The following is a 20,494-nucleotide window of genomic DNA, read 5'->3' as shown; positions in this document are numbered from 1 at the left end:
CGCCGACCTCGCTGTGCGCGCCGCCGAGCACGACCTGGAGCAAGCCCGCGCCGACGCCCGCCACACCCTCACCTCCCTCCTCAACGAGGCGCGCGCGGCCCGCACCCGCACCGAGCTTGCCAGACGCACCGCCGCGCTCACCCGCGAAAACGTCGCCGCCCAACGCGCCCGCTTTGAGACCGGCCGGGGCACCGCCTTCGAAGTCGTCGACGCCCTCCAACGCCTACAAGAAGCCGAGGCGCGCATCGTCGAGGCCGACCTCGAGCTCATGCGCCAGCTCCTCGCCATCAGCGAACTCACCGGAACCCTCCTCCCCAACCCCTCCTGATCACGCCCGGTCCCCACCCCGATCCTCCGATCTCGACGCGACCGACCTTTAAATGCCGCAAGAAGGGGGTTAAACGGTCGTTATGCGATAAAAACAACACGAACGGGCATCGTTTGAGGCCCGGGTTTCAATATTTATGCAATCGGTGGAAAAACCTGTTGACACCCCGGGGCTCAATGCATAACTTCCGACTCCTCGACGCGGTGCTGCTCCTCGGAGCCACTCGCTGAGAGAGGCCGACAGCCACCGACGATGACGAAACTTTTTCGAAATCGGGCTTGACGCCAACGAGGTCCGGACTTAGTGTCCGCCTCCGCTCAACGCGACGCCAACACGGGCCGCAGCGAGCAACGTCAGAACGGTTTTTCGAAACTTTGAAAACTTTCAAAATTCTCGAAAAACAACTTGACGGCAACAAACGCGGGCAGTAAGTTCCGCATCCCTCGACGGGGCGCCAAAAAGAAACACGGCGAAACGCGAGGCAAAGTCGAGACAAGCTCTCGACGCTCTTTGAAAAGTTCATAGGAATCCAGACAGGGCATGTTCAATGCCTTGTCGGACAGCAAGCGTTTTTACAAGCAAAGCAATGTCAAGAGCTTATGCTGTGCAGGCGGGTTGGAGTTACATGACGTGAGCGTACGAACGACAGGTTCTCGTCAAGCGCATGTGACACGAGCGCGAGGCATGATTTAAAGCGGCAAACCTATGACCCGGCAGGGTCGTATCGGGCCGCGTTGGTCATGTCGAAAGTGTTCGTAAAACAAATCAACACCGATACAACCTGCACTATGAAATCCATCACACCACTTCGACTGCTTAGATGCAGCGAAGGTGATGGGGATCCTAATCAAACTGGAGAGTTTGATCCTGGCTCAGAATGAACGCTGGCGGCGTGCCTAACACATGCAAGTCGAGCGAGAAAGGGACTTCGGTCCTGAGTAGAGCGGCGAACGGGTGAGTAACACGTGAGTAACGTACCTTCAGATGGGGGATAACCACTCGAAAGGGTGGCTAATACCGCATAAGACCACAGCGCCTTCGGGTGCAGGGGTCAAAGCCTTCGGGTGTCTGAAGATCGGCTCGCGGCCCATTAGGTAGTTGGTGGGGTAATGGCCTACCAAGCCTCAGATGGGTAGCTGGTCTGAGAGGACGATCAGCCACACTGGGACTGAGACACGGCCCAGACTCCTACGGGAGGCAGCAGTGGGGAATCTTGCGCAATGGGCGAAAGCCTGACGCAGCAACGCCGCGTGTGTGAAGAAGGCTCTCGGGTCGTAAAGCACTGTCGGGAGGGAAGAGTGCCTGGGCTTGACCCAGGAGAGACGGTACCTCCCAAGGAAGCACCGGCTAACTCCGTGCCAGCAGCCGCGGTAATACGGAGGGTGCAAGCGTTATTCGGAATCATTGGGCGTAAAGCGCGCGCAGGCGGCCATGCAAGTCTGACGTGAAATCCCGGGGCTCAACCTCGGAACTGCGTTGGAAACTGTATGGCTTGAGTTTGGGAGAGGTTCGTGGAATTCCAGGTGTAGGGGTGAAATCCGTAGAGATCTGGAGGAACACCAGTGGCGAAGGCGACGAACTGGACCAATACTGACGCTGAGGCGCGAAAGCGTGGGGAGCAAACAGGATTAGATACCCTGGTAGTCCACGCCGTAAACGATGTTCACTAGTTGCCGGGTTAATTGAGATTCGGTGACGCAGCTAACGCATTAAGTGAACCGCCTGGGGAGTACGGCCGCAAGGTTAAAACTCAAAGGAATTGACGGGGGCCCGCACAAGCGGTGGAGCATGTGGTTTAATTCGAAGCAACGCGAAGAACCTTACCTGGGTTTGACATCCCGCGAAGAGAGGGTAATGCCTCTTGTGCCCTTCGGGGAGCGCGGTGACAGGTGCTGCATGGCTGTCGTCAGCTCGTGTCGTGAGATGTTCGGTTAAGTCCGGTAACGAGCGCAACCCTTGTCCTTAGTTGCTACCAGTTTGGCTGGGCACTCTAAGGAGACTGCCGATGTGAAATCGGAGGAAGGTGGGGATGACGTCAAGTCCTCATGGCCCTTATGCCCAGGGCTACACACNTTTCAGCAGCGCGGCCCGGGCGGCCCTCCGCCCCCTCCGCCTCGCCCCAACGCCGGCGGTGGCTGGCCTCAGGAGGCGCCGCAGGCCCCGCGCCCGCCCCAGGCCCCTCAGGCGCAGCCCTCCTTTGGCGCCGAGCCGGCCTACGGCGCGGCTACCCTGCCGCCGCTCTATCTGAGCTTTAACAACAACCGCTACACCGTCGACAAAGAGAAGTTTGTCATCGGGCGCGGCAGCCAGCACACCGATCTGACCATCCGCGACGGCAACATCTCGCGCAAGCACTGCATGGTCATCCATCGCAACGGCAGCTACTACATCAAGGATCTGGGCTCGACCAACGGCATCGAGTTCCGCGGCAACCGCATCGAGTCCAAGAAGATCGAAGAGGGCGATGTCTTCTTCCTGTGCGACTACGAGCTGCGCTTCTCCTACCGCGGCTAAGGCTTGTCGCTGCTCGACCTGAGCGCTATGACATCGGGGCCGGTGACGTGAAGTCGCCGGCCTCCGGCGCTTCTTGCCCGCGGCGATCGTTGAAGAGATCGCGGACACGGGCGTTGCCGGCCACGAATGCCCCTCATTGAGACAGGCCATGTACCAGATCGAGCAGCTCGGCGAAGATCTCTTTCGCATCGCGCTTCAGCGTCACCTGGAGCTCAGCCCGGAGGCGCTGCGCGCGCCGACCAACGTGTATGTGTGCGGGCCGGCGCCCTGGGCGCTGATCAACGCGGGTCACCCGGCCATCCACGCCGAAGATCTGAGCCAGGCGCTCTCGGAGTGCGGGGTGCGCGCCGACCAGATCGACCGCATCATCGCCACCTCCTGGGAGATCGACTGTGTGGGAGGCGCCCAGAACTTCCCCAACGCCGAGCTCTTTGTGCTCAGCCCCGACATGATCGCGCCGGGCGATCTGGAGATGATCACCGAGCGCCGGCGCACCGCGCTGCGTGAGCGCGCTGCCGAGTTGGCTGCATCTCTGGAGGGGTTTGATGCCGAGGTCGTGCATACCTGGCTTGCGCGTTTTTATCCGCGCCAGAGCCGCGCGCTGAACTTCGTGCCCCTGCGTCAGGGCGCGCGCGTGCGCGCCGGGCGCCTCGATCTGCAGGTTCACCAGAGCGCGGGCATCGCCCCGGGCCATATGGCGCTCTTCGATGCGGCCAGCGCCACCCTCTTCAGCGGCGACGTCGCCTTAAGCGGCCTGCCCGCCCGCATCGAAGACGCGCCGGGTTACGCTACCAGCATCGAGCGCCTGGCCGCGCTCAACCCCGAGCGCGCGCTCCCCAACCACGGCCGCCCCTTTGAGCGCGCGCGCTGGACGCTGGTGCGCGCCTCGCGTTTCTTGAACAACACCCTCTCCAGCGCGGCGTCTGCGCTCTTTAACGGCCCGACCATCGTGGAGTTCATCGAGCGCGATCGTGGCTATGAGCTCAACGAGCCCGTCGAGCTGCTCTGGAACTTTGAGCTCTTCAAAGTGCTCTTCGATGAGCTCGTGCGCACCCGCACCATCCAGGCCGAAGGGGAGGGCGTGACGCGCCGCTACGGCGTCGACGTCGACGATCCCCGCGCCGAGGTTCGCTCGGCCGGCTCAAACCCCTCCAGCTCCAGCCCGTCGTAGGGCGAGCTTGCTTTGGGCCAGCCTACGAGCCGAAACTCGGCGCTCGCGTCGGCCGCCTGAGCCTGGGCGAGCAGGGTCGCCACCAGCTGGTCGTCCTCGCTACGCAGCTCGACGCGCTCCCACCTCCCGTAGAGCCAGATCTCAAAAGGCGGCGCCTCGCAGCGGCAGGGGTTGTAGCGCCCCACAAAGCCCACCGCCCCCTGCGAGGCCTCGGGTGAGGTGGACCGGCGCACCCCCTCCATCAGCGCCCGATCGGTGATCCGGGCGGCCCGCTCCAGCGGCGTTCCCGCGCTGGAGCACCCCCACAGAAGCGCCTGGGCAAGCAGAAGCCCCGCCAGCATGACGCGTGTACTCCCCTCTGTGTGTCGGGTCGCTCCTCCGATCACGTCTCGGCCTCCTCCATGCCCAGGCGCCGTCGCACCTCGGCGGTGTAGCTTCCGTCGGCGTCGCGGATGGTCAGCGGCGCGCGGATTTTCAGGTCCGGCGCCGAGGGGCGCCGAAAACGGTACTCGGTGAGGTAGGCCGGTCGATCGGCGCGGTCGTGGTAATGACGAAGCTCGGCCAGGCGAAGATCGGTGTCGCCGGTCGCTGCGATCACGTCGAGGTGGCGCACCGGCGGGGCGATCAGCTGCAGCCACCCCTTATGCTCCAGGAGGTAGGCCGCCGCGCGCACAAAATCCTCCAGCGTGCCGTGCAGCTCGTGGTGGGCCTGCGCCCGCTGCGCGTTGGCGCTGGGGCGGCGAGCGCCTCGGGCATAGTAGGGCGGGTTGGCGAGCACGAGCGCGGCGGTCTGCGGGGTAAAAAGATCGCGGCGCTGGCGAAGATCGCCCTCGATCACCGCCACATTCTTAAGATCGTTCTCCTCGATGTTGCGTCGCAAAAGCGCCGCCAGCTCCGGCTGGCGCTCCACCGCCACCACCTGCACATCCGGGCGCTGATAGGCCACCGTCAGCGCCACCGCCCCCTGGGCCGCACCCAACTCCACCACCGTCGCTCCGGCGGCCAGCGGCGGAAGATCGCTGGCGAGCAGGAGCGCATCCAGCCCAAAACGGTACCCGGCGCGCGACTGCCACAGGTGCAGCGCCCCGCCAAAGATCGCATCGCGCGTCAATGTCTCGGCCTCGTTTTCGGCGTTGCTCTTGAACGTCGTTGTGTTGCTCATCTGCTCGGACGGGTCTGCGATAAAGATGCTCAGAGAGGGCATGCCGGGTGCGCGCGGCCCCCGACGTTGAAAGAAACGCATTATGGACCAGCCCCCACCGCTTTGAACAGCTCGCGCCGCCGGCGCTCCGACCGACCTCAACGAGCACGTCGATCCTCACCCGCACCATCACCTGACGTGACCTGACCGACCGGTCATCACCCTCGCCCGGCGCGGCGGTGGCGAAGCCTCCCTACGCGTGGTAGCGTGCCGCGTTTTTGCTCGTCCTGCCACGCTCCGTACCACCCCTTTTCAGGATTGCACGATGTCGCAGCGCACCTGGCTGAAAAACGCCACCCTGGTCACCATGAACGCCGCCGCCGAAGTTGTTGAGGGCGATCTTCTGATCGAAGACGGCCGCATCGCCGCCATCGGCAAGGTCGATGAAGAGCGCGCCGAAGGCGCGCGTGTGCTCGATATGCGCGGCCACATCATCACCCCCGGCTTTGTGCAATGCCACATTCACCTCTGCCAGACCCTGATGCGTAACCACGCCGATGATATGGTGCTCATCGACTGGCTCAAGCGCCGCATCTGGCCCTACGAGGCCGCGCTCACCCACCAGACCCTCGGCGTCAGCGCGCGCGTCGGCCTGGCCGAGCTCATCCTCGGCGGCACCACCGCCATCCTCGATATGGGCACCGTCCACCACACCGACGCCATTGGCGAGGCGGTCGAGGAGAGCGGCATCCGCGCGCACATCGGCAAATGCATGATGGATCTGGGCGATGAGGTGCCCGCGCCTATGCGCGAAGTCACCTCGGAGAGCCTCAAAGAGAGCCTGCTCCTCTATGACACCTGGCACGGCAAGGCCGACGGGCGCATCCAGTACGCCTTTGCGCCCCGCTTCGCGGTGAGCTGCACCGAAGAACTTCTGCGCGAGGTCGGCCAGGCCTCCCGCGACCTCGGGTGCCATATTCACACGCACGCCTCCGAGACGACCTACGAAAACGTCTTCACCCGGGAGCGTTACGGCGTCAGCAACATCGCTTTCCTGGAGCAAGTTGGCATCACCGGCTCCCGCAGCGTGCTCGCCCACGGTGTGCACGTGAGCGATGAGGACTGCCAGATCTTGTCGACGACCCAGACCTGCATCTGCCACTGCCCCTCCAGCAACCTCAAGCTGGCCAGCGGCATCGCCAACATGCCCCGCTACGACAAATTGGGCGTGCGCGTGGCGCTGGGCGCCGACGGCGCCCCCTGCAACAACAACCTCGACGCCTTCATTGAGATGCGCCTGGCCGCGCTTCTTCAAAAACCCTTCCACGGCCCCGAGGCCATGCCGGCTGAGCGCGTCTTCCGCCTGGCGACGATGGACGGCGCCCGCGCCTTAGGGATCGACGACGAAGTCGGCTCGCTGGAGGTTGGAAAGTCCGCCGACCTTGTGGTCTTCGACCTCGACAACGACCCGGGCTGCGGCCCCGGCGGCGACGTGTACGCGCGCCTGGTCTACACCGCCCAGAAGCATAACGTGCGCCACGTCTTCGCCTCCGGCCGGCACCTGGTCGATAAGGGCGAGCTCGTGGGTGTGGACCTGGGGCAGCTGATGGCCGGCGCGCGCCAGGCCCATCATGAGACCGCCGAGCGCATGCAGCAGTTCATCAGCGGCTAACTTCCCGAAACACCGGATCGACCATGCGCCTTCGCGACTTCGCCGAGCGCCTCCTTCACGCCACAACGCTTGAGCAAAAACTCGCTGCGCCCGAGGGCGGCTTTCACGCTCTGGAGGATCGCGACCCGGGCCTCCCGCAGGCCTGGAGCGCGCCGAGTCGCCCCGCCGAGCTCGCGATCGCGCCGCGCTCGCGTCGCGTTAAATTTCCGCACCCCGACAACCTGGCCGAGCCCGAGATGGCCGTGCGCGCGTTGCACACCTTTGCCAACCATGAGCTCATGGCCATCGAGCTGATGGCCTGGGCGCTTCTGGCCTACCCCGACGCCCCGCCGGCCTTTCGCGCCGGCATGGTGCGCCTGATCGCCGACGAGCAGCGCCACCTCAAACTCTATGTCGATCGCATCGCGGAGCTCGGCGCCAACTTTGGCGATCTTCCCGTCAACGATCACTTCTGGCGCTGCGCCCCCTCGCTGACCTCCCCGCTCAAATGGGTCTGCGCCATGAACCTGACCTTTGAGCAGGGAAACCTCGATCACGCTCCTTATTTCGAGCAGCATTTCCGCCGGGTCGGCGACACGAGCACCGCGCAGATTCTCGAGCAGATCTTCGAAGACGAGATCCACCACGTGGGCTTCGGCGCGCGCTGGCTGCGACAATATACCCCGGAGGGGCACTCCTCGTTTGAAATTTACTGTCAGAACCTGACCTTTCATAATGAGCCCGCCCGGGCTCGAGGCGCGATCTTCAACCCCGAGGCGCGGCGAGCCGCCGGCCTCGACGAGACTTTCGTCGAGGGCATGCTGCGCGCCACCTGAATGGCCCCCCCACGAGGAACCCCATGCGATCCCAGCCCAAGCCCCAGCCCAAGAAGTTCCTCGATAAGGACGATCCCGAGTACAAGCGCGGGATGCGCCACTACTCGGTCATCATCTTTGTGGTGGGAGGCATCGGCGTGATGCTGCTCTCCTTCTTCATCGCCCGCGCCGAGAGCAACGGCGCCGCCCCCATCGTCGACGCCGAGGTGCGTCGTGTGGTTGCGGAGTAGTGGAAGTGTTTGAATTTGAAGGGCTTTTGGGTGGTGTTGTGCGACGTGTGAGAACGCTGTGATCGAGTCGTTTTATCTGTTTCATTGTGGGTTTATGCCGGTCCCGGCGTTCATGATCAGCGCCGGCGGGGGCATGCGGCGCGTGCGCCTTCCGCTGCTCGCGGCGGTGGGGTTGCACAGCGAGCTAGGCCCGCTGCTCTTTGATGCGCCCTATGGCCCCAACGGCCCGAGAAACCTGGGCGGCGTGATCGGCGGGGCGATGCGCCTCTTCGGCATGCGTTTTGAGCCGGAGTGGGCCGTCACCGAGCGGGTGCGCGTGCTCACCGGCTGCACACCCGAGGAGGTCGCGCACGTCTTTATGACCCATCTGCATTACGACCACACCGGCGGGCTGCCCTTTTTACATGCTGCGCGCTGCCATGTGCACCGCCCGGAGTGGGCGTTTGTCGAGAACTCCCGCGGCCCGCTGCTGGGTTTTGCCCGCGGTGATCTTCGGGGGCTTGGCGAGCGCGTCGCCACGTATGAAGACGCGCCCCGATTCGGCGAAGACGCCATCGGGCTCGATCTTCTGGGCGACGGCTCGGTCTGTGCCTTTGCGACCCCCGGTCACTCTCCCGGCCACGCGAGCTACCGGATCAAGATGGCCGATGGCCGCCATATCATCTTCGGCGGCGACGTCGCCTTTGCCACCGCCCAGATCCTGGGCGATGGCACACTGGGCTCGATGGCCCGCAACGTGGCGATCTCGATGGAAGAGGTGCAGCGCTCCATCGACGAGCTGCGCGCGCACCTGGGGCAAAACCCCACCGACGTGCTGCTCACAAGCCACGATCTGCAGCTTGGCGAGCGCTGCATAAACGAAGGCCCGATCGCCATCTGAGCGCCCTGTTGAGGGCGCCCGAAGGGACCGGGCCTCACTCGCCACCCCTCGCCAGTCTGCGAGGGTGTCGCGAAAATATCTTAGAGTTCAGATGCTTAGAAGGGGTAGCGTTCACGCTCGACGACCGCGTCGGCCACGATCTTCTGCAGGCCGATCACGTCGATGCGCGGGTGCAGCGTGAGCTTGTCGAGCGCCTTGAGGTGCGCGTCGAGCTTCTCTCCTTCGGCCAGGTTGTAGAGCAGGCGCTCGGCCGCGTCGCGGATGGTGTTGTATGACTCCGCCAGCGTCACAAGCGTGGCCGCCCGATGCAACTCGGTGGCCTCAAAGCCCTTCGACTCTACCATCTGGGCGGTACGCGCCACGGTGCTGTCCATGGCGTAGATCGCGCTGATCATATCGGCCAGCTCAAAGAGCAGCTCCTGCTGGTCGCGCAGGTCCGCCATATGCTTCTGGATGGCGTGGTTGGCGCCGTAGACCACGATCTTCTTGGCCTGCTCGGTCAAGAACTTCTCAAAAGTCAGCGTCGGATCGTCGCCCTGCGCGGGCACCTCGGGCGCCTCGCCAGCCAGGGTCACCTCCAGCTTCTGGATCATCTCAAAGAGGTTGAGCTGGCCCTTCATCGTGCGCTTGAGGATCATCCCCGGGATGAGCATGCGGTTGATCTCGTTGGTGCCCTCGAAGATGCGGTTGATACGGCTGTCGCGGTAGAGGCGCTCGACCTCGTACTCGGCCGAGTAGCCGTAGCCGCCGTGGATCTGCACGGCTTCGTCGGCCGCAAAGTCCAGGGCCTCCGAGCCGTAGACCTTCATGATGGAGTCCTCGACGGCGAACTCCTCAATGGCCTTCATCATCTGCTCGACGTAGTCGTCGGCGTTGCTGTCCAGCGTGTCCAGGCTGCGATCCATGTAGCCGGCCACCCGGTAGGACATCGACTCCAGGGTGTAGAGCTTGATCGCCATCTTCGCGAGCTTGGCGCGAATCGCGCCGAACTGGGCGATCGGTGTGTTGAACTGCACGCGCTCTTTGGCGTAGCGGGTGGCCACCTCCAGGGTGCGCTTGCCGCCGCCCAGCGACCCGACTCCGAGCTTAAAGCGCCCGATGTTGAGGATGTTAAAGGCGATCTTATGCCCCTTGCCGATCTCGCCGAGCAGGTTCTCTTTGGGGATCTTGACGTTCTCCAGGTTCAGAAGACGCGTCGACGAGCCCTTAAGCCCCATCTTATGCTCTTCGGCGCCGGTGGAGACGCCTTCGCGATCGGCTTCGACCAGGAACGCCGTGAACTTATCGCCTTCGACCTGGGCGAAGACCGTGAAGAGGTCGGCAAACCCGGCGTTGGTGATCCACATCTTCGAGCCGTTGAGGATGTAAAACTCCCCATCGTCTGTGAGCTCGGCGCGGGTTTTTGCGGCCAGCGCGTCGGAGCCGCTGCCGGGCTCGGTCAGCGCGTACGCCCCGATCACCTCGCCAGTGGCGAACTTCGGCAGCCATTTGGCCTTCTGCTCGTGGTTGCCGAAGAAGAGCAGGGGCTGCATCCCGATGCCCGTATGCGCCCCGTAGGTCGTGGCCCAGGCGGAGTATTTGGAAAGATTCTCAATGACGATCATCGAGGTGGTCTTATCGACCTCCAGCCCGCCGTACTGCTCGGGGATGTCGATCATCAAGAGCCCCAGCTCCCCGGACTTTTTGAGCAGCGCGACCATCTCCGAAAAGTCGCCCGAGGGGTTCTTCTCCAGCGTCTCGACCTGCGGGAAGACCTCTTTGTTCATGAAGTCGGTGGCCGTCTGGCCGAACATGCGCTGATCCTCGGAGAAGTCCTCCGGGGTGAAGATGCGTTCGGAGCCGACTTCGCTGGTGAGAAAGGCACAGCCCTGGGGTTTTTCGGCGCTCATGATCAAGGTTCTCCAGAAGTTGCAGGTTCAAGATGCGAATGTGGAATGAATGACGGGTCATTCATCGGGGCATCGTCCGAAAGTTTACGCACCGCGTCAACCGTGGCCAGCCCCGGATGCTCGTAAGTTTATACGGTTTAAGGAGTCTTAAACTTCCCGGCGACGCCGATCGTCTCCTCGCCTGGCGAGTCGAAGCTCGGCCGAGAGGGTCAGTCGGTGGTGCTCGGGTTGAGGATGCCTTCCACGCGCGCCACAAGCTCCTGATAGCGGGCGTCGCCACGCCACTCCGGATGCACCTGGTAGCTGACCACCTCGCGGCGGCGCCCCGGGCTTGTGTGACGCTCCACCACCCCCCAGTCCTCCAGCAGGCGCAGCGCGTTGAGCAGGGTGGGCTTCGAGAGGCTCTCCTCAAAGCGGAGCTCCGAGCGCTGCAGCTGCTCTCGCCCCTTCGCGATCACATCTTTGATGAGCGCGTCGCGCTCCACCGGCGCCTCCACTAGCTCATGAAGACGGCGGAAGACGATGGCGTACGCCTCCACAAAGGTCAGCACCATCCGCCGCAGATAATCGAGCTCGGGCCCGGGCGTGGCGATCGCCACCACCCGCTCCTCGCCAGCGCCCTGGAGGGTCACCCAGCCCGAGGCCGAGAAGTAGTCCAGCGTGCGCATAAAGACGTTCTCAAACTCGGCGCGCTCCTCGTAGATCCACTCGTATTTGAAAAGACGGCTCAAAAAGAGGGTCTGATCCATGAGGCGATCCAGCGGGATCGCGCGCGACTCAAAGCTCGCGATCGCCGAGGCCAGCAGCCCCTCGGGCACGAAGTGGTGCACGAGCGTGTTGCGGTAGTACGCGATCTCGTGGCGCGCCTGAGGCTCAAGCGTGTAGCAGGCCCGATCGCCGGGGTCGGTGATGCGCACCTGTTTCTCTTTCTCAAAGATCGCCAGCGCCCGATCGATGACCGAGGCCACCGCCCGGCCCATGGCCGACTCGATGTGCTGGCGCTCCAGATCGTTGGGATCGGCGTCTTCATCGTAGCTCAAGCTCACCGGCGGGGTGTCGTTCGGGTGGGCTGCGCGCAGCGCGTCGATGGCCGCCTGGCGGCTGGCCAGGGCCTCGCGCAGCGCGCCCGAAAGCCGCACCGGACGGCCGGGCTGCGTCATAAAGTGCAGCAAAAAGCCCAGCTCATGCAGCAGCCGCGCGCGCCCGATGCTGGCGTCGCGGTCGGGGTTGTTGAGCAGCACTGTGGCGACCAGCGCCGTTGGCGAGACGGTGGTCACCCGGTTGATGTCGTAGATGATGCGGTGGGCCAGGCGCACGGTGAGCGCGTCGAGATCTTCGTCCTCGGGCTCGAGCCGGTCGATGCCAAAACGCCCGAAATAGTCAGCCAGATCGATGGGCTCATCAAACTCCACATAAAGCCGCCCCTTCTTGCTGGTCAGAAACTTCGGCGTCTTTAAGAGTCCCGCCAGGCTCTCCTTCTGCTTCTCTTCGCCAAGAAGCTCGCGGCGGTAGGTGCGCTCCTCAATGATCTTCTCGTAGCCTACCGAGATCGGCACGATCTTGATGGCGTCGAGGCGCCCGCTGGCAAAGGCGCGCACCATCATATCGAGCATGCCGTAGCGCGGCTTGATCAGCTTGCCGGTGCGGCTGCGCGTGCCCTCAATAAAGAACTCCACCGGGTACTTCTCTTCGAGCACGCGGATCAGATACTCCCGAAACACCACCGGGTAGAGATCTTCGCCCTTAAAGGAGCGCCGAATAAAGAAGGCCCCCGCGCGGCGAAAGAGCGGGCCCAGCGGCCAGAAGCTCAGGTTGACGCCCGCGGCGATATGCGGGGTCATCAGCCCGTAGTGATAAAAGACGTAGCTTAAGACCAGGTAATCGATGTGGCTCTTATGGCTGGGCACGAGCACGATGGAGCTGGTCTTGGCCTGCTCGCGCACCCGCTCCAGGCCTGGCTCATCGACCTCCAGGCCGTCGTAGATGCGGTACCAGACCAGGCTCAAGGTCGCGCTGAAGATCTTGATCATCAGCAGGCTGGGATCGGCGGCGATCTCATCGAAGAGCTTTTGAGCTTTGCGGCGCACGCTGCTCTCATCTTCGCCGCTCTTCTCGGCGTGCTCGCGCATCGCCTCCACAAGCTCGGGCCTGGCGAGCACCTCGCGCCCGACCTGTTCGCGCGGCGAGGCGGTGGGGCCGAGGATGACGTGACGCTCCTGGCGAATCTGTTCTTCAAGGCGCGCGCGCAGAAGTTCTGAGGCGTCGGAGGAGTCCGCCCCCGGGTACTCCCTCAAAAACTCCTTGAGGTTGATGGCGCCCGAGACCTGCACCATGGGTTGGCCGAACTTAAAGAAGGTCTGCCAGAAGGTCTGCACGTAGTTGACCAGCTTTCGCACAAAACCGGGGGACTGCACCGTGCCAAAGAGCTCATCGAGAAGGCTCGCGCGTCGCGGCTCCGGGCGTTTTTCCCAGAAGAGGCAGAGCGGCACGACAAAGATCGGCGTGTCCTGGCGGCGCTGGGTCTGAATCAGGCGGTAGAGGTAGGGCTGGCTAAAGGCCACCCGCTCGCGCTCTTTCTGGCGAGGGCGCTGCAGAAAGAGGAAGGTCGCCTCATCGCGCAGGATCAACGCCTCCATCTTGCGTGGCCCGTCGATCCGGCGACGGGTCACAAAGCTGACGACCCGCTCCCAGAGCGCCCGAAAGGGCCGCACCACCAGGTTATTGGCAAAGCGCGCCCGCGGCAGCTCATGCTTCAAAAAGGCGTAGTTAAAATAGAAGTAGTCCAGCCGGCTGTGGGTCTGCATCGTGTAGACCACCGTGCCGCGCTCGGCGCACTCGCGCAGCTGATCGATGCCGCGGCGCTCAAAGAGCACGTGGGCAAAGAGCAGGCGGCCTAAAAAACTCAACCAGCGGCCCAGGCGCTCGAGCATCGCCGAAGACATCGGGCGACGCGAGAGCTGCTCGGCCAGGTGCAGCCGGCTCTCGCGGGCCTCCTCGCTGAGCTCCACCTCGGAGGCTTCGGCCAGCCCCTCCTCCAGCACGGGAAGATCATGGGGCAGCAAGGCCTGGTCGGTCTCACTCGCGGTGTCGCGGTGGGCCTTCTGGTCGGGATCCTCCGCTGGGCGGTCCGGTCGTACGGACATCCTCGTCTCCGGGGTTAGGCGCGGTGGTACGGGCCGAGCGGTTATAATCGGGCGCAGGCCACGGGGCAACCGCGTCGCGGGGGGCAAGTCGATCGGGCTGCGGGCATTTTGTTGCGCCCCTTCGCCCGGCTATGCTACTCCCAGAGGAGGTCGGATCGGCCCGGTGATGAGGTGGTGAGAGGTTTATGCGCCACGGTTTTCAACGCGTTGAATCGGCCTGTCGATACGCCAGCTGAGTTGGGTTGCGTCGTTCCAGCGCTGGCAGAACCCCGCTGAAGTTATCTCGAAGCAGAGAGCGCTCCATGAGAATCCTGTCTCGCCAGCTCGCCGCGGCTCTGATCGCCCTGGCGCTGGCTCTGGCCTTGCTGCCGGCCACCGCCCTGGCCCAGGGCATGACCTTCGATGAAGAAGACGTCGAGCCCATCGACGAAGATGGCATGACCTTCGATGTGGAAGACGTCCAGGAGTTAGAGGAGATCCCCGCCGGCACCAACGTGCCCGCGGTGGGGGTGCTCGCGGTGCCCCTCTCCGGGCTTAGCGCCGGGGATCGCGAGGCGCTCCAGGACGCGTTGCGCGAGGCGGTGAGCACCATCCCCAACATCGCCGTCTTTGGTGACGCCGATCTTCTGCCGGCGATCGAAGACCGCGACCCGGAGTACTGCTCGGCCGAGTCGCTCTGTCTGGCCAACGTGGGCCGCGCCGCCCAGGTCGACCGCATCGTGCAGGCGCGCGTGAGCCGCGTGGGCACGGGTTACACGCTGAACATCGACTACTTCGATGTGCGCGATCGCCTCTTTTTGAACTACCACACCAACTCCGACCTGGGCTCGTTCTCAGCGGTGCTCGATGCGGTGCAGGCCGGCGTCAATGACGTCTTTGGCGTGCGCGATCGCCGCCCCGAAGATCCCGGCTACGTGGAGCGCGACGTCGATGTGCGCCGCATCATGGCCTTTGCCACCGCCGGCCTCTCGGCGGTGAGCCTGGGCACGGGCATTTTCTTTGGCCTGAAGGTCGACGATGGCCTGGCCGAGATCGAGCAGTACAGCCGCAACGAAGACGGCACCTACACCGATCTGACCCAGCGCGAGGCTCAGCGCCTGCAGCGCGATATTGAGAGCGACGCGCTCTCGGCCAACGTCTTCTACGTGCTCTCGGGCGGGATGGCGGTGACCAGCGTGCTGCTCTTTGTGCTCGACGGCGACGATGCCGAAGAGCTTGCCGTGGGGCAGGGCGACCAGCCCTGGTACCGCGCGGTGCGTCTCAGCCCCAGCGTAAGCCCCGAGGGCGTGGGTGTGGGCGCGCGGCTGCGCTTCTAAGGTTTCGCGACTTTTTGCGACGTCTGCGGGCCTGAGCGCCCGCGTGACTTCAGATTGAGGACGATCATGCGACTTCGCCTTCTACTCTCCGCGCTGGCTCTTCTGGCGCTGACCCTTTACGCCGCGGCCTGCTCGGTGGCTTTTGATGCCTCCGAAGAGGGCGTCTTCTACTGCGAGAGCGACGAGGACTGCCTGACCCCGCGCTTTGTTTGCTCCACCGACAACCTCTGCACGCTGCGCGAGGGTACCCCGACCTTCCCCTGCATCGATGAGGATGAGGACGGCTACGGCGCTGCTGGCACCGACCGCCGTAACTGCCAGTACCCCCAGGAAGACTGCGACGACACCAACCCCGACATCAACCCGGGGATGGCCGAGGTGTGCGACGGTGTCGACAACAACTGCAGTGGCGATCCCGACGTCTTCATCTGCGCCAGCACCTCGGACTGCCCCACCAACGCGCAGGATCCCAACGGCCAGGACGTCAACTACACCTGCAACGAGCAGACCGGCTTGTGCGAGGCGCTCCCCGTGGTGAGCTTCTGCCCGGGCAACCCCTGCCCGGAGTGCGGCGTGCCCCTGGAATGCCGCAATGGCGTGCTCGACGCGGTGCCCGCGTCCTGCGCCCTTTAAAACGAACCCGCGTCACAACAAAAAAGCCGCGTCCCGGAAGGGGCGCGGCTTTTTTTATGACTTCGATTTGGCAAAGCGCTCAGCCCGCGTAGGCCTTGAGCGCCTGATGGATGCGCCGCACGCCCTCTTCGATGAGCGTCTCACTGGTCGCGTAGCTCAGCCGCAACCCGCCCGGGTAGCCAAAGGCCGAGCCCGGGACGACCGCGACCTGCGCCTCTTCCAGAAGGTACTGGGTCAGCGCGAGATCGTCGGCGAACTTGCCTTCTCCCTCACCCAGGTAAGCCGAAAAATCCGGGAAGGCGTAGAACGCCCCGGTGGGCTCGGGACAGATCACCCCCTCGATGGCGCGCAGCATCCCCACAAGAAGATCGCGGCGTTTTGCGAAGGCTTCGCGTCGCCTGGCGAGCACCGCCGGATCGAGCTCAAAGGCTGCCAGCGCCCCGTACTGCGCAAAAGAGGTGGCGTTGGAGGTCGACTGGCTCTGCAGCGTTCCCATCGCCGCGCTCACCTCCACCGGGCCGATCGCGTAGCCAAGGCGCCAGCCGGTCATCGCGTAGGTTTTGCTAAAGCCGTTGAAGGTGATCACACGCCCCTCAAGCTCGGGGGCCGAGGCCACAAGGTCCGGCGCGATATCACCCTCGTAATAGAGCTCGTCGTACATCGCGTCGTAGAAGACCACGACCTCGGGGAAGTCCTTGAGCACCGCGGCCAGCGCCCGCAGCTCATCGGCGGAGTAGGTCGCCCCGGTGGGGTTGGATGGCGAGCAAAGGATCAGCCCGCGGCAAGGCCCCTCGTCAAGCGCAGCGCGCAGGCTCTCGGCCGTGAGCTTGAAGTCGTCTTCGGCGCGGGTGTCGATGATCGCAGGCTCAGCCCCGGCGAGGCGCAGCTGCGCCGGGTAGCTTACCCAGTAGGGGGCCGGGATCAGCACGCGATCGCCCTCATCGAAGATCGCCTGGGTGGCGTTGTAGAGGGCCTGCTTGCCACCGACGGTCACGATCACCTGATTGGCGGCCACCTTGCGGCCGCGGCTGGCATAGCTTTCCGCGATCGCCTGGCGCAGCTCCATCAGCCCGGAGGCCGGTGTGTAGCGCGTCTTGCCCTCTTGCAACGCCCGGGTCGCGGCCTCGACCACCGGCTTAGGCGTATCAAAATCCGGCTCGCCGGCGCCAAAACTGACGATGTCCATGCCCTGTGCTTTGAGCTCTTTGGCGCGCGCGGTGATCGCGAGCGTCGGCGAGGGCTCCACCTGAGTGATACGATGGCTGAGTTTGATCACGATGTATCCTTTAAAAGGTAAGAAGCCCCGCAGGGCTACAGTTTCATGCACAACATCAACACGACCCACGACGGGGTTTCGATCAGCTCTGCGCAAATTTCGCCTTGAGCGCCTCCTGCACGTGCGGCGGCACCTGCTCACGCACCGAGCCGCCAAAGCGCGCGACCTCCTTGACCAGCCCGGAGCTCACATAGAAGTGCGACTCTTCGGTCATCAGAAAGACCGTCTCGATCCCGTCGTTGAGCTTGCGGTTCATGTTGGCCATCTGCAGCTCGTACTCAAAGTCGCTCACCGCGCGCAGGCCTCGTAAGATCACCTCGCAACCGCGCTCGGCAGCATAATCGACCAGAAGCCCTTCGAAGGTCTCGATCTTCAGCCGCTTCTCATCGGGAAAGGACTGGCGGATCAGCTCAATGCGCTCCTCACTGGTAAAGAGGGGCGTCTTGCGGATGTTGATCGCGATCCCCACGATCACCTCGTCGAAGATCTTCAGCCCCCGCTCAATGATGCTGATATGACCGTAGGTCAGAGGATCGAAGCTTCCCGGATAGATCGCCTTTCGAGGCATAGATGACGTCCTTGGTTTCGCGCTCGGCCGCACTGGGCGGCGTGGTCGTAAAGGTTGATGATTAAGGGAAATGCGCGCGCACAGCAACTGCGCGTCGGCAGGGCGATCAGCGCCCGGTGTCCTCGGGGGGAGAGCCCGGCGCAGCCTCCGCGCCCGGCTCGCGATCCTCGCGCCGACGCAGAAACTGGATGCGCGTGCGCCCGTAGATGCGCTCGTCCTCCAGCTCAAAGGCCGGGGTGTGGGGGACGGCTTCGTCGACGTCGGACTCCCAGACCACCAGCGCCCCGGCGGTGACCCGCGGACTTGTCGTCATCTTCTCCAGGGCCTTATGCGCCAGCGTGGTGTGGTAGGGAGGATCGAGAAACCAGAGATCCGGCGTCTCCTGACCGAGATGCTCCTCCAGCCCCTGGTTGAAGGTACAACGCTCAATGATCGCTCGGCGGCCGGCGCGAGTGCGCTGCGCGTTTTCTTTGATCAACGCAGTCGAGCGGCCGGAGCGATCAAAGAAGTACGCTCGCCGGGCCCCCCGACTGATCGCCTCCAGCCCGAGCGCGCCGCTGCCGGCGAAGCCGTCGACCACCACCAGGTCATGGACATCTCCCAGGATGGAGAAGAGCGACTCGCGGACGCGATCGCTTGTGGGGCGGATGGCGTCGGTGGGAAGGCTGGCAAGTTTACGGCCGCGGGCGGAGCCGGCAATGATGCGCATCGATCGTCCTTAAGAGAAGGCGCCGCCCACAGGCGGCGTGTCGCTGAATCGAACCCCTGTATATAAGGAGCGGCCCGCGCTGTGTAGGACGATACGCAAGGGAGTAACCCCCACATACGCCAGTAGTACGGCGTGATGATCACCCTGAACTACCAGAGATCGCCCGATATGCGGCGATCTTCGCTTCGATCGAGCGTATCACGGGCATGGCCTTTCAGGTGCTTCTTAACGATTTCAAGAGCTTAGCGGATCTGGCCGAGAAAACGGGAAAATAAATCGCAAAACTCCTTGACCCAATCGGCGCCATCGCCCATAAAGCGCCTCCCGACGACGGGGGCCGCAAACGCGGCTCGCAACGAAAGGGAAAAAGGATGCGAAAACATCCTTGACGAGGCGAAAGCAGCAACGTAGAAACCGCCTCCGCTCAACGCGACGCCAACACGGGCCGCAGTGAGCAACGTCAGAACGGTTTTTCGAAACTTTGAAAACTTTCAAAATTCTCGAAAAACAACTTGACGGCAACAAACGCGGGCAGTAAGTTCCGCATCCCTCGACGGGGCGCCAAAAAGAAACACGGCGAAACGCGAGGCAAAGTCGAGACAAGCTCTCGACGCTCTTTGAAAAGTTCATAGGAATCCAGACAGGGCATGTTCAATGCCTTGTCGGACAGCAAGCGTTTTTACAAGCAAAGCAATGTCAAGAGCTTATGCTGTGCAGGCGGGTTGAAGTTACATGACGTGAGCGTACGAACGACAGGTTCTCGTCAAGCGCATGTGACACGAGCGCGAGGCTTTATTTGAAGCGGCGACACTATGATCCGGCAGGGTCGTATCGGGCCGCGTCGCTAAAGTCGAAAGTGTTCGTAAAATAAATCAACACCGATACAACCTGCACTACGAAATCCATCACACCACTTCGACTGCTTAGGTGCAGCGANNGCGCCGACCTCGCTGTGCGCGCCGCCGAGCACGACCTGGAGCAAGCCCGCGCCGACGCCCGCCACACCCTCACCTCCCTCCTCAACGAGGCGCGCGCGGCCCGCACCCGCACCGAGCTTGCCAGACGCACCGCCGCGCTCACCCGCGAAAACGTCGCCGCCCAACGCGCCCGCTTTGAGACCGGCCGGGGCACCGCCTTCGAAGTCGTCGACGCCCTCCAACGCCTACAAGAAGCCGAGGCGCGCATCGTCGAGGCCGACCTCGAGCTCATGCGCCAGCTCCTCGCCATCAGCGAACTCACCGGAACCCTCCTCCCCAACCCCTCCTGATCACGCCCGGTCCCCACCCCGATCCTCCGATCTCGACGCGACCGACCTTTAAATGCCGCAAGAAGGGGGTTAAACGGTCGTTATGCGATAAAAACAACACGAACGGGCATCGTTTGAGGCCCGGGTTTCAATATTTATGCAATCGGTGGAAAAACCTGTTGACACCCCGGGGCTCAATGCATAACTTCCGACTCCTCGACGCGGTGCTGCTCCTCGGAGCCACTCGCTGAGAGAGGCCGACAGCCACCGACGATGACGAAACTTTTTCGAAATCGGGCTTGACGCCAACGAGGTCCGGACTTAGTGTCCGCCTCCGCTCAACGCGACGCCAACACGGGCCGCAGCGAGCAACGTCAGAACGGTTTTTCGAAACTTTGAAAACTTTCAAAATTCTCGAAAAACAACTTGACGGCAACAAACGCGGGCAGTAAGTTCCGCATCCCTCGACGGGGCGCCAAAAAGAAACACGGCGAAACGCGAGGCAAAGTCGAGACAAGCTCTCGACGCTCTTTGAAAAGTTCATAGGAATCCAGACAGGGCATGTTCAATGCCTTGTCGGACAGCAAGCGTTTTTACAAGCAAAGCAATGTCAAGAGCTTATGCTGTGCAGGCGGGTTGGAGTTACATGACGTGAGCGTACGAACGACAGGTTCTCGTCAAGCGCATGTGACACGAGCGCGAGGCATGATTTAAAGCGGCAAACCTATGACCCGGCAGGGTCGTATCGGGCCGCGTTGGTCATGTCGAAAGTGTTCGTAAAACAAATCAACACCGATACAACCTGCACTATGAAATCCATCACACCACTTCGACTGCTTAGATGCAGCGAAGGTGATGGGGATCCTAATCAAACTGGAGAGTTTGATCCTGGCTCAGAATGAACGCTGGCGGCGTGCCTAACACATGCAAGTCGAGCGAGAAAGGGACTTCGGTCCTGAGTAG

General features: G+C 63.2%; 17 protein-coding genes, 1 rRNA gene and 2 other annotated features. Of the genes, 11 read left to right on the top strand and 7 right to left on the bottom strand.

All coding sequences use genetic code 11. The annotated features are described in order from the left end of the window. The 3 genes from FRC96_RS01460 to FRC96_RS01445 form a co-directional block, all read left to right on the top strand. Positions 1-328, top strand: a 328-nt coding sequence (locus FRC96_RS01460; RefSeq protein WP_146972269.1) for a TolC family protein, incomplete at its 5' end; no start/stop codon positions are given. Between the two features lie 857 nt (positions 329-1,185). Beyond that, positions 1,186-2,051 (top strand) — a sequence feature (16S ribosomal RNA rRNA prediction is too short). A 65-nt stretch (positions 2,052-2,116) separates the two neighbouring features. Then, positions 2,117-2,402 (top strand) — a sequence feature (16S ribosomal RNA rRNA prediction is too short). 155 nt (positions 2,403-2,557) lie between these two features. After that, on the top strand, positions 2,558-2,842 hold the full coding sequence (locus FRC96_RS01450) for an FHA domain-containing protein (protein ID WP_146972270.1): 285 nt from the start codon (positions 2,558-2,560) through the stop codon (positions 2,840-2,842). Between the two features lie 148 nt (positions 2,843-2,990). After that, entirely contained in the window at positions 2,991-4,013 is a 1,023-nt protein-coding gene (locus tag FRC96_RS01445) for an MBL fold metallo-hydrolase (RefSeq protein WP_146972268.1), read from the top strand. Here the strand turns inward: FRC96_RS01445 and FRC96_RS01440 are convergent. Both FRC96_RS01440 and FRC96_RS01435 read right to left on the bottom strand, forming a co-directional pair. After that, positions 3,935-4,354: a hypothetical protein gene (locus FRC96_RS01440; protein WP_146972267.1), complete on the bottom strand. Its 420-nt coding sequence runs from the start codon at positions 4,352-4,354 to the stop codon at positions 3,935-3,937. The genes FRC96_RS01445 and FRC96_RS01440 overlap by 79 nt on opposite strands. Positions 4,355-4,395: 41 nt before the next feature. Beyond that, complete coding sequence (locus FRC96_RS01435) at positions 4,396-5,175, bottom strand: tRNA1(Val) (adenine(37)-N6)-methyltransferase (RefSeq protein WP_230469749.1); 780 nt, start codon at positions 5,173-5,175, stop codon at positions 4,396-4,398. Positions 5,176-5,479: 304 nt separating this feature from the next. Here FRC96_RS01435 and FRC96_RS01430 point away from each other — a divergent pair, with 304 nt between their 5' ends. Genes FRC96_RS01430 through FRC96_RS01415 form a run of 4 tightly spaced genes read left to right on the top strand, consistent with a single transcriptional unit; the run spans position 5,480 to position 8,751 of the window. Then, complete coding sequence (locus FRC96_RS01430) at positions 5,480-6,826, top strand: 5'-deoxyadenosine deaminase (protein WP_146972265.1); 1,347 nt, start codon at positions 5,480-5,482, stop codon at positions 6,824-6,826. 23 nt (positions 6,827-6,849) lie between these two features. Next, positions 6,850-7,641 carry a DUF455 family protein gene (locus tag FRC96_RS01425; protein ID WP_146972264.1) on the top strand — a complete coding sequence of 264 codons (792 nt, stop codon included), beginning with the start codon at positions 6,850-6,852 and terminating at the stop codon, positions 7,639-7,641. A gap of 23 nt (positions 7,642-7,664) precedes the next feature. Continuing rightward, the gene (locus FRC96_RS01420) at positions 7,665-7,871 is read left to right on the top strand and encodes a hypothetical protein (protein ID WP_146972263.1); all 207 of its coding nucleotides are present in this window, start codon (positions 7,665-7,667) and stop codon (positions 7,869-7,871) included. A gap of 58 nt (positions 7,872-7,929) precedes the next feature. Further along, on the top strand, positions 7,930-8,751 hold the full coding sequence (locus tag FRC96_RS01415; protein WP_146972262.1) for an MBL fold metallo-hydrolase: 822 nt from the start codon (positions 7,930-7,932) through the stop codon (positions 8,749-8,751). Positions 8,752-8,846: 95 nt separating this feature from the next. Here FRC96_RS01415 and FRC96_RS01410 read toward each other — a convergent pair whose 3' ends face one another. Then, positions 8,847-10,640: an acyl-CoA dehydrogenase family protein gene (locus tag FRC96_RS01410; RefSeq protein WP_146972261.1), complete on the bottom strand. Its 1,794-nt coding sequence runs from the start codon at positions 10,638-10,640 to the stop codon at positions 8,847-8,849. Between the two features lie 209 nt (positions 10,641-10,849). After that, on the bottom strand, positions 10,850-13,783 hold the full coding sequence (locus FRC96_RS01405; protein WP_146972260.1) for a 1-acyl-sn-glycerol-3-phosphate acyltransferase: 2,934 nt from the start codon (positions 13,781-13,783) through the stop codon (positions 10,850-10,852). Between the two features lie 302 nt (positions 13,784-14,085). On the opposite strand from FRC96_RS01405, the gene FRC96_RS01400 reads away from it, so the two are divergent. Together FRC96_RS01400 and FRC96_RS01395 are read left to right on the top strand one after the other, a co-directional pair. Beyond that, positions 14,086-15,099, top strand: a complete 1,014-nt coding sequence (locus FRC96_RS01400) for a hypothetical protein (RefSeq protein WP_146972259.1) — start codon at positions 14,086-14,088, stop codon at positions 15,097-15,099. A 66-nt stretch (positions 15,100-15,165) separates the two neighbouring features. Further along, entirely contained in the window at positions 15,166-15,732 is a 567-nt protein-coding gene (locus FRC96_RS01395; protein ID WP_146972258.1) for a putative metal-binding motif-containing protein, read from the top strand. Positions 15,733-15,811: 79 nt separating this feature from the next. On the opposite strand, the gene FRC96_RS01390 is transcribed toward FRC96_RS01395, so the two are convergent. The 3 genes from FRC96_RS01390 to rsmD all read right to left on the bottom strand — a co-directional run bounded on the left by FRC96_RS01390 (position 15,812) and on the right by rsmD (position 18,285). Then, the gene (locus FRC96_RS01390; RefSeq protein WP_146972257.1) at positions 15,812-17,008 is read right to left on the bottom strand and encodes a pyridoxal phosphate-dependent aminotransferase; all 1,197 of its coding nucleotides are present in this window, start codon (positions 17,006-17,008) and stop codon (positions 15,812-15,814) included. A gap of 82 nt (positions 17,009-17,090) precedes the next feature. After that, positions 17,091-17,576: a pantetheine-phosphate adenylyltransferase gene (coaD, locus tag FRC96_RS01385; RefSeq protein WP_146972256.1), complete on the bottom strand. Its 486-nt coding sequence runs from the start codon at positions 17,574-17,576 to the stop codon at positions 17,091-17,093. A gap of 106 nt (positions 17,577-17,682) precedes the next feature. Then, positions 17,683-18,285: a 16S rRNA (guanine(966)-N(2))-methyltransferase RsmD gene (gene rsmD, locus FRC96_RS01380; RefSeq protein ID WP_146972255.1), complete on the bottom strand. Its 603-nt coding sequence runs from the start codon at positions 18,283-18,285 to the stop codon at positions 17,683-17,685. 952 nt (positions 18,286-19,237) lie between these two features. Between rsmD and FRC96_RS01375 the strand changes: the two genes are divergently transcribed. Both FRC96_RS01375 and FRC96_RS01370 read left to right on the top strand, forming a co-directional pair. Next, the gene (locus tag FRC96_RS01375) at positions 19,238-19,552 is read left to right on the top strand and encodes a TolC family protein (RefSeq protein WP_230469748.1); all 315 of its coding nucleotides are present in this window, start codon (positions 19,238-19,240) and stop codon (positions 19,550-19,552) included. Positions 19,553-20,401: 849 nt separating this feature from the next. Then, positions 20,402-20,494, top strand: a 16S ribosomal RNA gene (locus FRC96_RS01370); the annotation flags it as partial.

Origin of the sequence: Lujinxingia vulgaris, assembly GCF_007997005.1 — a bacterium.
Lineage (GTDB): Bacteria > Myxococcota_A > Bradymonadia > Bradymonadales > Bradymonadaceae > Lujinxingia.
Note: the sequence above shows the minus strand (reverse complement) of the source record. Positions and strands in the feature narration are given on the sequence as shown.

Coding starts and splice junctions, on each gene's coding strand:
- FRC96_RS01445 (WP_146972268.1), top strand. CDS start 2,991: ATGTACCAGATCGAGCAGCTCGGCGAAGATCTCTTTCGCATCGCGCTT.
- FRC96_RS01440 (WP_146972267.1), bottom strand. CDS start 4,354: ATGCTGGCGGGGCTTCTGCTTGCCCAGGCGCTTCTGTGGGGGTGCTCC.
- FRC96_RS01435 (WP_230469749.1), bottom strand. CDS start 5,175: ATGAGCAACACAACGACGTTCAAGAGCAACGCCGAAAACGAGGCCGAG.
- FRC96_RS01430 (WP_146972265.1), top strand. CDS start 5,480: ATGTCGCAGCGCACCTGGCTGAAAAACGCCACCCTGGTCACCATGAAC.
- FRC96_RS01425 (WP_146972264.1), top strand. CDS start 6,850: ATGCGCCTTCGCGACTTCGCCGAGCGCCTCCTTCACGCCACAACGCTT.
- FRC96_RS01420 (WP_146972263.1), top strand. CDS start 7,665: ATGCGATCCCAGCCCAAGCCCCAGCCCAAGAAGTTCCTCGATAAGGAC.
- FRC96_RS01410 (WP_146972261.1), bottom strand. CDS start 10,640: ATGAGCGCCGAAAAACCCCAGGGCTGTGCCTTTCTCACCAGCGAAGTC.
- FRC96_RS01405 (WP_146972260.1), bottom strand. CDS start 13,783: ATGTCCGTACGACCGGACCGCCCAGCGGAGGATCCCGACCAGAAGGCC.
- FRC96_RS01400 (WP_146972259.1), top strand. CDS start 14,086: ATGAGAATCCTGTCTCGCCAGCTCGCCGCGGCTCTGATCGCCCTGGCG.
- FRC96_RS01395 (WP_146972258.1), top strand. CDS start 15,166: ATGCGACTTCGCCTTCTACTCTCCGCGCTGGCTCTTCTGGCGCTGACC.
- coaD (WP_146972256.1), bottom strand. CDS start 17,576: ATGCCTCGAAAGGCGATCTATCCGGGAAGCTTCGATCCTCTGACCTAC.
- rsmD (WP_146972255.1), bottom strand. CDS start 18,285: ATGCGCATCATTGCCGGCTCCGCCCGCGGCCGTAAACTTGCCAGCCTT.